This window comes from Paraburkholderia tuberum STM678, from assembly GCF_902833905.1.
Classification (GTDB): Bacteria; Pseudomonadota; Gammaproteobacteria; order Burkholderiales; family Burkholderiaceae; genus Paraburkholderia; species Paraburkholderia tuberum.
This window is the reverse complement of the sequence record NZ_CADFGP010000003.1, coordinates 70,532-83,701: the sequence shown is the minus strand read 5'-3', so window position 1 is coordinate 83,701 and position 13,170 is coordinate 70,532. Positions and strand designations below refer to the sequence as shown.

The window sequence follows — 13,170 nt, the reverse complement described above, 5'->3', positions numbered from 1 at the left end:
CCGGGAGCACGACGATGAAACATAAGGTCGCGTTGAGCTTTGCCGATGGCAAAACCGCGTTCTTCGATGTGAGTCCGAACGAGTTGCTGCTCGACGCGGCGCTGAAGAACGGCGTGAACATTCCGCTCGACTGCCGCGAAGGCGTGTGCGGCACCTGCCAGGGGCGCTGCGAATCGGGCGACTACACGCTCGATTACGTCGACGAGGAAACGCTCAGTGAAGAGGACCTCGCGCAGCGCAAGATCCTCTCGTGCCAGACGCGCGTGAAGTCGGATGCGTCGTTCTATTTCGACTTCGACTCGACGCTGTGCGAAGGCGCCGGCACGAGCACCGTGTGCGCGAGCGTGGTCGGCGTCGAGCTGGTGTCGGCGACGACCGCGATTCTGCGAGTCGATGCGAGCGCGCATGAGCGTCAGCTCGATTTTCTGCCGGGCCAGTATGCGCGCGTGAAGGTGCCCGGCACCGAAGAATGGCGTTCGTACTCGTTCGCGAATCATCCGAACGCGCGCAACGAGTTGCAATTCCTGATCCGTCTGCTGCCCGACGGCATGATGAGCAACTATCTGCGCGAACGTTGCAAGGCCGGTGATACGGTCGAGTTCGAGGCGCCGCTCGGCGCGTTCTATCTGCGCCAGGTCGAGCGTCCGCTCGTGATGGTGGCGGGCGGCACGGGACTCTCTGCCTTCCTCGGCATGCTCGACGACATCTCGGCGAAACGCAATGTCGCGCATCCGGTGCATCTGTACTACGGCGTCACGAATGCAGCCGATCTGTGCGAGACCGGGCGCATCAACGGCTACAAGGCGAGCATCGAAGGATTCGCGGTCGAGACGGTCGTGATGAATCCAGCGCCGGAATGGTCGGGCAAGACCGGGCTGATTCCCGAGCATTTCGACCGCTCGTTTCTCGAATCGAATGGCTTCGACATGTACGTGTGCGGACCGCCGCCGATGGTCGAAGCGATCAAGACCTGGCTCACCGAGCAGGGTATTCAGGATTACCGGCTGTTTTACGAGAAGTTCGGCGAAAGCAACGCGCGATAGGACGTTCTAACGCCGCGCCGCGCGCTTCAGCGTCTCGGATGGCGACTCGCCGAACAATGCCTTGTACTCGGTCGAAAAACGGCCGAGATGCGACATCCCCCAGCCCAACGCCACCGACGAGATATTGCGCACCGAGCGGTCGTCGAGAATATCGCGCCGCGCCGATTCGAGCCGGTAGCGTTTCAGATACGCGATCGGCGCGCAGCCAAAATATTGACGGAAGCCGTCGAACAGCTTGAAGCGCGACACACCCGACGCGCGCTCGATGTCTTCGAGCGTGATCGGCTCGCGCGCGTTGTCGTGAATGAACTGACGCGCGCGGGTCAGATAATGCGGCGGAGTCGGCGCGGTCGCGTTGGCCAGCTGTTCCGAATAGTTATGCGGCTGTGACAGCAGCAGCCCCTTCAGCAACGTCAGTTCGAACTCGCTGGACATGTAAAGCTGCCCCAGCGATGGTCCCGAGCGCTCCATCTCGCCGGCCAGGAACTTGACCACGCGCCACCACGATGCCTGGTCGCCGGCGGCTGCGTCCATGTCAGGCTGGAACACGAGCGGCGTTTCGACGGGGCGTTGCAGCATCGTCTGCAACACCAGCTGAAGCGCAAAGCGCGGAATCGCGACGTGCAGCTTGCGGCAATTGCCGGTGATCGCGAGATCCTGCGATTCCTGCGGACTGACGATCAGACCGCAATCCTGATCCGACAACCACCTCTTGCCGTGTGCTGCGAGCTCCTGTTGACCGACCACCGGCAGGCTCACGCTGTAGCAGTTCAGCGGACTGCTCTCGCTCACCGCGACCGTCACGTCGGTGCCGTATTCGACGTAGCCTATCGTCGTCGCCATCGAACGAAGTACGGTGCCGGACTGGTGGAAGCGCAAGCGCTCTGGGTGACTGACCTGGAGCCCGTGGGGGCCGCAGATGGATGCCATCCAGTTGCGGGCGCCGTCTAGGTCGTTTAACGCGGCACGGAGGTCGCGATTGCCGGGGTCCGGAGTTGACATACGTGGAGACGAGCTATTGAGGTGCGTGCCCCGAGGGGAGACAGTCCATCAGGGCGCAGAACGGGGGACATGATGGGATTGGCTAAGCCTACCTCAACCGTGACCGCTCCGGGTGGATGAATAAAACATTGTCCTCCGGTAAAGCACCGCTGTGCTGGCATGGAGAATCGCTGCCAAATGGAAAAGAGACCGAAATTCAAACGAAAAGCGATGCATTCATCACGCATTTTAAATACGCGCAAAACCGCGCAAGCTTCTAATTTTTCGGTCATTGCGTTGTCTGTTGCGCAGAAGGGCAGCGCGGTGGCCGGCCCTAGGTCGTCAACACGACGCGGTACATCATCGACAGCGCGACGAAGATCGCGGACATCACGGAGATCATCCAGGCGTTGCGTTTCAGACCAACATTCTCGCGCTGAACCAGGCCGTCGAAACGGCGCGCGCCCGCGAGCAGGGACGCAGCTTCGCGGTGGTCGCGAGCGAGGTGCGCAGCCTCGCGCAACGCTCGTCGAGCGCGGCCAAGGAGATCAAGGACCCGATCGCGACGTCGGTCAACCGGATCCGCGACGGCTCGGCGCTCGCTGGCCAAGCGGGGAGGACGATGAGCGAGGTCATGCACGCCGTTGCACGCGCGACCGACTTGATCGCGGAGGTTGGGATAAGTTTTGAGCGGAGCTTTTTCGCCTGTGCGTCGCGCCTGCTGTTCCCAAAGGCACGGCACGCGGTCAACTCGTGCGTCGAGGGCAATGACGATGTGCGTTTGTCGATGTAGAAAAACAAAAACCGGCGCGAGGCCGGATTTCGTTTTGAGGAGGAGGATCGAACTCCCGACCTTCGCATTGCGAATACGAACAAGCCGGTATTTCTCGAGATGGATTCGAGTTGATAAAAATCGGTAAGTTATTGTATTTGAACAATTTTAAATTACCAACTTTACGATGGAAGTTGATCCGCATAGCTTCATTGCCCCATAATTCGGTTACATGGCGGTTACATGAGACTGCCGGCTTATGGACAAGGAGGTTAGGGTGGCGAAGGTAAACTTCACTGCGGCTCGGGTGGAAGCCCATCGCTGCGAACAGGGTAAATCGCAGTCGTTTCTGTGGGACAGCAAGACTCCCGGACTCGGTTTGCGAGCCACAACCGGCGGAGCCAAGGCTTACATTTTCCAAGGGAAGATCCATGGCTCGACCGTGCGGATTACGATCGGCGATCCGAAGAGCTGGACGATCGACAAGGCTCAGGAGCGCGCGCGTAGTCTCCAGACGCTCATTGACGGCGGCGTTGATCCGCGCGAACGAGAGGCCGAGCAGAAAGCCGCACACGAAGCCCGACAGGCAGCGAAGCGCCGTCAAGATGTGACCGTCGGCGAAGCGTGGGAGCATTACTTGGAACATCTGCGAACAAAGATCTCGCCCAAAACGAAAAAGCCGCGATCGGAGAGATACATCCTCGACCACATCAACCTCTCGTCGCCTGGCGGAGGCATTGCAAAACGTGGCGGCAAAGAAAAAGTGCGTGGACCATTGGCTCCGCTCATGCCGCGCAGGTTGACCGAGATCACGGCAACATCCATGTCCGAGTGGCTCGAGGTCGAAATACCCCGGGGACCAACGAATGCTGGCCATGCCTTCGGCCTCTTCAAGGCGTTCATTCGGTGGTGCGACACTCACGAAACGTACGCGGGCATCATCCCCCAAGACGCGTATGCTTCGCCAAAGGTCAAGGGCATTCTCCCTCGCAGCGCCGCGAAGGACGACTGCCTTCAGCGCGAACAGCTGTCCGTTTGGTTTAACGCGGTACGTGGCATCGCGAATCCAGTCATCAGCGCATACCTACAAGGCCTTCTGATTACCGGAGCCCGTCGGGAGGAGCTGGCAGCATTGCGCTGGGAAGACGTGGACTTCCGCTGGCGGAGCCTGACAATGAACGACAAAGTCGAAGGGACTGGCGGTCGGACTATTCCGCTCACCCCGTACTTAGCGAGCCTATTGTTGAACCTTCAACGACTGAACGAAAGCCCTCCCAACAAACGCCAATCCGCGCGTCTTGCGCAAAGGGGCGAGCAATGGGAGCCGTCCGAGTGGGTGTTCACCAGTAAAACAGCGTCCGACGGGAAAATAGCCGAGCCACGTCATGCGCACAATCGAGCGTTGGCGCCGACAGGTTTGCCTCATATTTCGTTGCATGGCCTGCGCCGATCATTCGGCACGCTTTCGGAGTGGGTAGAAGTTCCGGTCGGCGTTGTCGCCCAAATCCAAGGGCATAAGCCGTCCGCAATTGCTGAGAAGCACTACCGCCGTCGCCCTCTCGACCTGCTACGCATGTGGCATGACAAGATCGAGGCCTGGATGCTCGAGCAAGCGCAGATTAGAGCGTGTTAGGCACTTTTCATAATCGGTGCAGCATGAACGAGCATAAGCATGGCGAAGACGACGAAGTGCAGGCCTGCCAGGGTTTCGGGCAGGCGCTCGTAGTCGCGTGCCAACCGCCGGAAGCGGTTGAGCCAGCCGAAACTGCGCTCGACCACCCAGCGGCGGGGCAGCAGCACGAAGCCCTTCTTCGCCTCAGGCAGCTTGATGACCTGCAGCTCAATGCCTTCATCACGTGCGGCCTGTGCAGCAGTGTCGCCCGTATAGCCCTGGTCAGCAAACGCAAGTTTCACCGTCTGACCGGTGACGTGCTGAACCTGACGCGCAAGCTCGGCCACCTGCGCGCGCTCCTGCTCGTTGGCCGGCGTAATGTGCACCGCGAGCAGCATCCCCAGCGTGTCGACAGCCATGTGAACCTTGCTGCCCCGCTTGCGCTTGTAACCGTCGTAGCCCGCACGCGGCCCGCTTTCACACGTGGACTGCAATGTGCGTCCATCCAGAATGACCGCACTGGGCTGGCCCTGACGCTGTTGCGCCACGCGCAGCACCGAGCGCAAATCGTTGACCATCGCCTCGAAACAACCCGCGTTCAGCCAGCGCTGCGTTTGCTGGTAGACCATTTCCCACGGCGGAAAGTTGGTCGGCAGCATGCGCCACGATGCACCCGCGCGCGCCATCCAGCGAAGCGCGTTGAACATTTCGCGCAGTTCGTATCGGCGCTGCGGTGCATCTTCGTTCATCAAGGTCAGATACGGAGCGGCGAAGCTCCATTCCTCGTCCGAAACATCTGTCGGGTATGGCTTGCGTTCTATCATCCCGCCAGGCCTGATATGACTTCTCGTGTCAATATGATCGGTTCTGTGTTTTCGATGTTTGAATTTCCTGAGGGCGACGTAGCAGTAAATCTCGACGGTGGATCAAGCTGATATCCGCGGATTGGCTACCGCATTACAGATGTCCGCCCAATGAGCCTTCCGCTACCTACCACCGCAATTCGGATGAGATCCGTTGCCTACCCTGGTCGCGGGTTACTCGTGTGCCGGGCTACGCCGCCTTCAGGAAACTCCTGCACGTGTCGTTACGGTGGATGCAGACGCAGGGCATTGCTGTACATCATGGCATCTGTGTCTCGCGCGGTATGGCCAGCGACAAGGAGAGCCGGCAGATGTCCCAGATGAATCCGCTGAGTTCACGGGCAACTGCGACTACGGCGATATTCTTCTGCTTGCCGCGCGCGACGAGTTTGCGATAGCGTCGGCACAAGCGCACCTGTGCGTCCCAGGCTCGATCTACAATCGGTTTAGGCAGACCTTCGTGACGACGCTGAATATCGGGGCTCACACGCGCAGGGTGGCGATAGCTCCATGCAGCTTCAACTAGCAGCTTTCTTGCATAACTGTTGCCGCTTTTAGTGATGCTGCCCTGACGACGCTTGCCGCCCGATGAGTGCTCGGACGGCGTCACCCCGAGCCACGCCATCAACTGGCGTGGGTGCACGAAGCGTGAGAGATCGCCCAGCTCGGCGAGCATGCCCACTGCCGTGGTGAACTGGACACCGCGCATTGCCTGCAGGCCCAGGACGGCGGGATAGAAGCGCCAGTTGACGACTGCCTCACGCAGCGCGGACTCCAGCCGGTCACATTGGGCGAGCCGGTCTTCGATCGCGCGACGTAGCTCTTCAAACGCAAACTGCTGCCACGCACTGTCGAAGCTGTATGCGCTCAGCCAGCGTCGGTGCGCCGGCCCCCAGTCGGCAGAGCCGGTGTAGCGCACGCCGTGCGACAGCAGAAAGGCTTTTACCCGTTGCCGTGCACGCTTGAGGTCGTCCTTGGCAATCACCCATGCGCGGGCCAGATCCCGGAATGCTTCATCGTCGATGCTGGGGACGTATACGGCCGACAGGTCGCCGGCACGCAGCGATCGGACGAGCTTGACGGCATCACGTCTGTCAGTCTTGATGTGCTCACCTGGCTTGCGGGGAATCAGCGAGGGCGCGCAGACCATGCACTGGAATTCTTTCTGGACAAGCTGCCGGTAAAGCCCATATCCGCACGGACCGGCTTCGTAGACGATGCTGACGCATCGCGCTTTAGATTGCAGTCTCTTGCACAACCGTTCCACGTCGGCCTGCGTAGTACCGATCTTGCCGAGCAGTTCAACCTCGCCCGAACCAATGGCATAGGCGACGGTGATCGAATCCTTATGAACATCAAGACCCACGTAAAGAGTGCTATCGTGCTCCATGCTGGCCTCCGCGTCGGAAATCGCCGGGTGCGGCACGTCCGCACCGTGCGGCTCTGACAGCAATGCTAACCCGCGTTTGATTCCGTTGCGGCAGGCCAGCCTCTGTCCCGCAGGAAGTCATACTGTTACCAGGTCTGACAGAAAGTGCCTAACACGCTCTAGCCAAGTTCCGCCGTCAGTTCGGGAATCGACGTGAACAAGTCGCCGACGAGGCCATAATCCGCGACGCTAAAAATTGGTGCTTCCGGGTCCTTGTTGATCGCGACGATCACCTTCGAGTCCTTCATCCCGGCCAGATGCTGGATCGCACCCGAGATGCCGACCGCCACGTATAGCTGTGGCGCGACGATCTTGCCTGTCTGCCCCACCTGGTAGTCGTTCGGCACGAAGCCGGCGTCGACTGCCGCGCGCGAGGCGCCGAGCGCCGCGCCGAGCTTGTCCGCCAGGGGCTCGAGCACCTTCATGTAGTTCTCGCCGCTGCCCAGCCCCCGGCCGCCTGACACGATGATCGATGCCGAGGTCAGTTCCGGACGGTCCAGCTTCGTCACCTCGCGGCTCACGAACTGCGAGATACCCTGATCTGCAGCGGCTTCGATCTTCTCGACCGTCGCGCCGCCGTCTTCGGCTGCGACAGGGTCGAAGCCCGTCGTGCGCACCGTAATCACCTTGATCGGGTCAGTCGACTGCACCGTGGCGATCGCGTTGCCCGCGTAGATCGGACGCCCGAACGTGTCCGGGGTATCGACTGCGGTGATGTCGCTGATCTGTGCGACATCGAGCTTCGCGGCGATGCGCGGCGCGATGTTCTTGCCGTATGCTGTCGCAGGCGCGAAGACGTGCGAGTAGCCCTTCACCGGGTCTTGCACGAGCGTCAGCACCGTCGCTTCGACGTTTTCCGCCAAGCCTTCGGCCAGTTGCGGCGCGTCGGCCAGCAGCACCTTCGCCACACCCGCGATCTTCGCTGCAGCCTCCGCCGCGCCCTGCGGGTTGTGACCGGCCACCAGCACGTGAATGTCGCCACCGATCTTTGCCGCTGCCGCGACCGTGTTCAGCGTTGCCGCCTTGATCGATGCGTTGTCGTGTTCCGCAATTACCAGAATCGTCATCTCTTTCGTCTCCGCGTCTCTTACAGCACCTTGGCTTCGGTCTTCAGCTTCTCGACCAGCGTCTTCACATCCGGCACCATAACGCCGGCGCTGCGCTTGGGCGGCTCGACCACCTTCAGCGTCTTCAGGCGCGGCGTGACGTCCACTCCAAGGTCTTCAGGCCTGAGCGTCTCCAGCGGCTTCTTCTTCGCCTTCATGATGTTGGGCAGCGTCACATAACGCGGCTCGTTCAGGCGCAGGTCGGTGGTCACCACCGCCGGCAGCATAAGCGACAGCGTTTGCGCACCGCCATCCACTTCGCGCGCGACCGTCGCCTTACCATCGGCGATCGTCACTTTCGAGGCGAACGTGGCTTGGGGCAGGTTCGCCAGTGCGGCGAGCATCTGGCCTGTCTGGTTCGAGTCGTCGTCGATCGCCTGCTTGCCGAGGATGACGAGCTGCGGTTGCTCCTTTTCGACCACCGCCTTCAAGAGCTTGGCCACCGCCAGCGGCTGCAGGTCTTCATTAGACTCGATCAGGATCGCGCGGTCCGCGCCGATCGCGAGCGCCGTGCGCAGCGTTTCCTGACACTGCGTGACGCCGCACGACACCGCGATGACCTCCGTCGCCACGCCCACTTCTCTCAGGCGCACCGCCTCTTCCACCGCGATCTCGTCGAACGGGTTCATCGACATCTTCACATTCGCAATGTCGACGCCCGTGCCGTCCGACTTCACCCGGACCTTCACGTTGTAGTCGACTACGCGCTTGACTGGCACCAGGATTTTCATCTGCATTTCCTATTAGCTAGTTACATCCGAGGCAGGGCGGGCCTTCCTTGAGTGGCTGCCGCGCCTCGTTGCCCTATTGCCGAGCTATTTCTTCCTTTCAAAATTTCCCCACAGTGTCGGGTCGTCGACATTGGCCTTCGTGATCAGGACCGGTTCGATGTGCATCGATTTGGGGTACGGTTTGCCCTGAAAACCGGCGACGATCGCATCGACGATGTCAGATCCCATCGCCACAGGATTCTGGCCGACTGAGGCGTCCTGTGTGCCCGCACGAATGCGATTGAGCGCCAGCGGCGTGCCGTCAAGTCCGACGATGAACAGGTGCCCCGGCTTGCCCGCAGGTACGAGCCTGTTCGTCTGACGCAATGCGGAAATCACGCCGCGCACCATTTCGTCGTTGTGGCTGAAGATGCCCTTGATGTCCGGGTCCTGGGTCAAGGCGTCCAGCACCATTTTGTAGGCGTTGTCGGCATTCCATTCGGTATTGAGCGACTTGACCTTGATGTTGGGATACTTCGACTTCATGCGATCGATGAACCCTTGATGTCGCGCCTGCGCCTGAGCGGAATCAACCGAGCCGCGAAGTTCCAGCACAGTGCCCTTGTCACCCACCAGTTTGGCCACCGTATCGGCTCCCATCGCACCGCCGGCCTGGTTGTCGAACTCGACCAGAGCATCGTATTTGCCTTCGGGCGGCGCATTTTCCATCATGAAGACGGGAACGTTGTTGGCGTTCGCTTTCTTGACCCCGGCCGTGATCAGCTTTGCATCCACCGGGTCGACCAGCAGTGCATCGGGCTTCCTGCTCACCGCGTCGAGCGCCTGAGTCATCTGCAGGTTTGGATCGCCCTTGCCATCGACTGTCTCGAGGTTGAGGCCCGAATCTTTTGCCCGCTTCTTGATGCCATCCACCATGGCGACCTGGTATTCGAACTGAAGCCCGAACGTAACGTATTGAACGCTCTTGCCTTTGGCGGTTGGCACGGCGGCGATCGCGCCGGCCGGAGCGGAAAGACCGCCCACGATCAGGGTAGCGGCGGCGATGGCGACGCTGCGTTTCAGTATGGTGCGGCGGCTGATTGAACGAAGATGTTTCATGGGTTGTCTCCTTGATTGATCTACTGCCTGTCAGGCATGCTCCGGGTTTTGCCTGTTATCCCGCTCTTGCTCGCTCGCCTTCTTGTTGACGAGCAAGCGCTTCTTCAATCCGGCTTCGACATACCGTCGGCGATAAACGTCAAGCGAGGCCGCTATGGCGATAACGGCGCCGCTCACTACGTAGTCGTAATTGGCAGGCACGTTGAGCAGATTGATTGCGTTTTGCACGAGTCCAAGCAACAGAACGCCCAGCAGCACCGCGCCCATTTTTCCTTCGCCCCCGAACAGGCTGACGCCGCCGATCACGACAGCCGAGATCACGGTGAGTTCATAGCCGAACCCTGCGGTTGCCGCACCGGCTTCGAGTCGTGCCGTGATCATGAGCCCGCCGAGCGCCGCTGCGATACCCGAGATGACGTACGCCAGAACGACCACGCGATTGGTACGGATGCCGGCCAGCCGTGCTGCGACCGCATTGCCCCCTGTCGCATAGATCGAGCGACCGAAGCGGGTTCGGCTCAGCACGAAGTGAGCGACGACGAATAGCGCCAGCACCAGCACAATGACAACCGGGATGCCGAACACGCGCGCGGCCTGGATGTCGAGATACACATCCGGAACCGGTGCAATGTTGCGACCGTCGGAAAAGATGTAGGCGATACCGCGCGCAATGCTCATCATCGCGAGCGTGGCGATCAGCGCCGGAATCCGGATCGCCGTTACGGCCAACCCATTAACCAGTCCGACGAGTGCGCCCAACGCCAGGGAGATAAGCGCGGCCATGCCCACCGGCACTCCGAACTTGAGCGGAAGTCCGACACATAGCACCGATGAAAGCGCGAGCACTGCGCCGACGGACAGGTCAATGCCGGCGACCAGCACGACAAAAGCCTGACCGATTGCCACGACCGCGATGATGGTCGATGAGTACAGCAGATTCTCGATATTCATGCGCGTGAAAAACACGGGGCTCAACAAGCCGAGCACAACCGCGCCGATCACGATGACAGCGAGCAGTCCCAGGTCCTGGATTGCGTCCAGCAGGGAGAGTCGCCTGGTTGTCGCGCCGCGGCCCAGCACAGGCACCGCTTGAGTTAAGGTTTGGCGTTCCTGATTCATTTCGATTTCCTCTTCAGCCCATAGTGGCCAAGTTCATCACGGATTCCTGAGATAGCTCGTCGCGCGTCAACTGCCCAGCAATCCGACCCGAGCGCATGACCAGCGCCCGGTCACTGAGCGCCAGCACCTCCGGTAACTCCGAACTGATGAGAAGTACCGCCGCGCCTTGCGATGCAAGCCGGATGATGATTTCGCTGATCTCCGCCTTTGCGCCGACATCGACGCCTTTGGTCGGCTCGTCGAGAATAAGAAGGCGCGGCCCAAGAGCGACGCATCGGCCGATCACGGCTTTTTGCTGGTTGCCGCCTGACAGTGTCGAGATGGGAACGCTTGCGGAGGCCATCTTGATGGAAAGCGAGCGCGCTGCCTCGTTCACAATTTCGGCTTCGCGCGACTCGGAAATCACGCCCCTCGGTGCGATGCGATCGAGCAATGGCATCGTGATGTTGGTGCTGACACTGAGTTTTGGCACCAGCGCCTGTTCGCGCCGATCCTCGGGCACCAGCGCGATACCCGCTTTGATCGCTTTCTTCGGATCGCCGGCTGCGACAAGTTTGCCATCAATGGATATGGCTCCTTCGTCATATCGATCGATCCCAGCAATGCAGTTCGCGACCTCGGTGCGGCCTGCACCGACGAGTCCCGCGAGCGTCACGATCTCGCCTGCGCGAACGCTGAACGAGATATCTTCAAGGACGCCCGCGCGGCTCAGTCCATCCACGTGCAGTACGACCTCGCCGGCCTGGCGGGGAGAATACTTCACTTGCTGTACATCGCGTCCCACCATCATCTTGATGACTTTCGCGTGGTCAAGCTCGGACGCAGGGATGCTGCTGACAAGCCTGCCATCGCGCAGCACCGTAATACGATCCGAGATGCGAAACACCTCCTCGAGCCAGTGCGAGACGAATACGACGCCAAGTCCCTGCGCTTTCAGGTCATCCACGACCTGAAACAGTCTCTCGATTTCCGGCGGCGAAAGCGACGTGGTCGGCTCGTCCATCACCAGCACTCGCGAATCCTCCGAGATAGCGCGGGCAATCTCGACCAACTGTCCTTCGGCCGGCGTCAATTGGCGTGCCAACGTCGTGGGCGACAAGTTCGGAACGACCCGTGCCAGGACAGCCTCTGCTCGCGCCATTTGCTCGCGCCTGGAGATAACGCCAAAACGCGATGGCCAGCGCCCCAGCATGATGTTTTCGGCAACCGTCATGTTCGGTACGAGATGGTGGTCCTGATGAATGGTGGCCACCCCAGCCGCATGTGCAGCCTGCGGACTTGGAGTCAGCAACTCTCCATCGACACGGATCTCACCTTCGTCCGGTGCATGAAAGCCCGCCATCATTTTGATCAGCGTGGACTTCCCCGCACCGTTTTCGCCCACCAGCGCATTGACCTCGCCCGCACGGATTTCGAAGTCCACGTTGTCGAGGGCCACGACGCCCGGAAACGATTTGCCGATGCCTTTGGCGACAAGGATCGGTGTGCCTTTGGGGACGTCTCGCCGATAACGTACGGAAGCACTACGAAGGATCGCGTTCATGAGCTTCTTCCGTTACGTTCAATCGCGCCAAGGAATTCCTTGACGTTCTTATAGGCGCGCCGCGCGATGGCGTCCGGATTGGAATCGCGCCGATCGTAGCCGATCTCCATTGCGATATATCCGTCGTACTTGATATCGTGCAGCGCTTGCACCACCGAAAGGAAATCCCCTTTGCCCTCGCCTGGAGGAAGCCGGTTCGAGTCGGCAAAATGCACATGGTGAAGATCCTTGCCGAACCGATACACATAGTCGCTCGCAACCTCGTTGCGATACAGCACGTGATACGTGTCGAACATCAGCTTGACGTTCGGCTCGTCGACTTCGCGCATCATCTGCAGCGCATCGTCGCAATCATCGACGAGATTGCTGTCGGCCGAGGTCGGCTCGATCACCAGTGTGATCCCTACGTCTCGTGCCACCGGCGCCAGCGTGCGCAGCGCTTCGCGGCTCCACTCCCATGCCTCGCCACGCGTCGTGCCGTAGATTTGCCAGCCAGCAACGTAGATGACGGTCTTGCCGCCCAGTTCGGCGCACAGTTGAATGACCTTTTTGTATTGATCGATCGCAGCGATCCGTTCTTCGACCATTGGCGAAGAAACGTTGAAGCCCGGGCCGCCGCCGGGCGCGGGCAGCATGCTTGACAGCGCGATGCCGTTCGTCTGAAGCATCTGCTTGATCTCGCGGCGGCGCGCGGTGTCCAGATAGTCAGGATAAGCGTGCGGCGCAGCTGCGCCGATCTCGATGCCGTCGTAACCGACGGCCGCGATCCGCTCGATGGTCTCGCTGAGCGGATACGACGGAACCCACACGGGAAAACTGGAATAAACCCAGGTATTGAATGAAAGCTTCATCATTGTCTCCTTCCTATGTCGA

11 protein-coding genes and 1 pseudogene are annotated in these 13,170 nt (G+C 60.4%); 3 read left to right on the top strand and 9 right to left on the bottom strand.

Annotated elements, in window-relative coordinates; translation table 11 throughout:
- Nucleotides 1-14 precede the first annotated feature (14 nt).
- Nucleotides 15-1,043 carry an anthranilate 1,2-dioxygenase electron transfer component AntC gene (gene antC / locus HWY30_RS03235; RefSeq protein ID WP_090802718.1) on the top strand — a complete coding sequence of 343 codons (1,029 nt, stop codon included), beginning with the start codon at nucleotides 15-17 and terminating at the stop codon, nucleotides 1,041-1,043.
- A 6-nt stretch (nucleotides 1,044-1,049) separates the two neighbouring features.
- Here the strand turns inward: antC and HWY30_RS03230 are convergent, their stop codons facing one another.
- Nucleotides 1,050-1,973, bottom strand: a complete 924-nt coding sequence (locus tag HWY30_RS03230; protein ID WP_244144768.1) for an AraC family transcriptional regulator — start codon at nucleotides 1,971-1,973, stop codon at nucleotides 1,050-1,052.
- A 303-nt stretch (nucleotides 1,974-2,276) separates the two neighbouring features.
- On the opposite strand from HWY30_RS03230, the pseudogene HWY30_RS41410 reads away from it, so the two are divergent.
- Nucleotides 2,277-2,700: pseudogene (locus tag HWY30_RS41410) on the top strand (methyl-accepting chemotaxis protein); the annotation flags it as partial.
- 373 nt (nucleotides 2,701-3,073) lie between these two features.
- A complete protein-coding gene (locus HWY30_RS03220) occupies nucleotides 3,074-4,429 on the top strand; it encodes a tyrosine-type recombinase/integrase (RefSeq protein WP_090805560.1) in 1,356 nt (451 codons plus the stop codon).
- Here the strand turns inward: HWY30_RS03220 and HWY30_RS03215 are convergent.
- From HWY30_RS03215 to HWY30_RS03180, 8 genes are all read right to left on the bottom strand, one after another.
- Nucleotides 4,426-5,229 carry an IS5 family transposase gene (locus HWY30_RS03215; RefSeq protein WP_143037180.1) on the bottom strand — a complete coding sequence of 268 codons (804 nt, stop codon included), beginning with the start codon at nucleotides 5,227-5,229 and terminating at the stop codon, nucleotides 4,426-4,428. The two genes, HWY30_RS03220 and HWY30_RS03215, sit on opposite strands and share 4 nt — an antisense overlap.
- Before the next feature lie 301 nt (nucleotides 5,230-5,530).
- A complete protein-coding gene (locus tag HWY30_RS03210) occupies nucleotides 5,531-6,661 on the bottom strand; it encodes an IS110 family RNA-guided transposase (protein WP_090812607.1) in 1,131 nt (376 codons plus the stop codon).
- A gap of 158 nt (nucleotides 6,662-6,819) precedes the next feature.
- Nucleotides 6,820-7,767, bottom strand: coding sequence for an electron transfer flavoprotein subunit alpha/FixB family protein (locus HWY30_RS03205; protein ID WP_090812272.1), 948 nt, complete (start codon nucleotides 7,765-7,767; stop codon nucleotides 6,820-6,822).
- Nucleotides 7,768-7,787: 20 nt separating this feature from the next.
- Nucleotides 7,788-8,537 carry an electron transfer flavoprotein subunit beta/FixA family protein gene (locus HWY30_RS03200; protein ID WP_090812606.1) on the bottom strand — a complete coding sequence of 250 codons (750 nt, stop codon included), beginning with the start codon at nucleotides 8,535-8,537 and terminating at the stop codon, nucleotides 7,788-7,790.
- An 84-nt stretch (nucleotides 8,538-8,621) separates the two neighbouring features.
- Nucleotides 8,622-9,635: a sugar ABC transporter substrate-binding protein gene (locus tag HWY30_RS03195; RefSeq protein WP_090812271.1), complete on the bottom strand. Its 1,014-nt coding sequence runs from the start codon at nucleotides 9,633-9,635 to the stop codon at nucleotides 8,622-8,624.
- Nucleotides 9,636-9,665: 30 nt separating this feature from the next.
- Nucleotides 9,666-10,754, bottom strand: coding sequence for an ABC transporter permease (locus HWY30_RS03190; RefSeq protein ID WP_090812270.1), 1,089 nt, complete (start codon nucleotides 10,752-10,754; stop codon nucleotides 9,666-9,668).
- 13 nt (nucleotides 10,755-10,767) lie between these two features.
- Nucleotides 10,768-12,297, bottom strand: coding sequence for a sugar ABC transporter ATP-binding protein (locus tag HWY30_RS03185; RefSeq protein ID WP_090812269.1), 1,530 nt, complete (start codon nucleotides 12,295-12,297; stop codon nucleotides 10,768-10,770).
- A complete protein-coding gene (locus tag HWY30_RS03180) occupies nucleotides 12,294-13,148 on the bottom strand; it encodes a sugar phosphate isomerase/epimerase family protein (RefSeq protein ID WP_090812605.1) in 855 nt (284 codons plus the stop codon). The genes HWY30_RS03185 and HWY30_RS03180 overlap by 4 nt, the downstream gene beginning before the upstream one ends.
- Nucleotides 13,149-13,170: the final 22 nt, after the last annotated feature.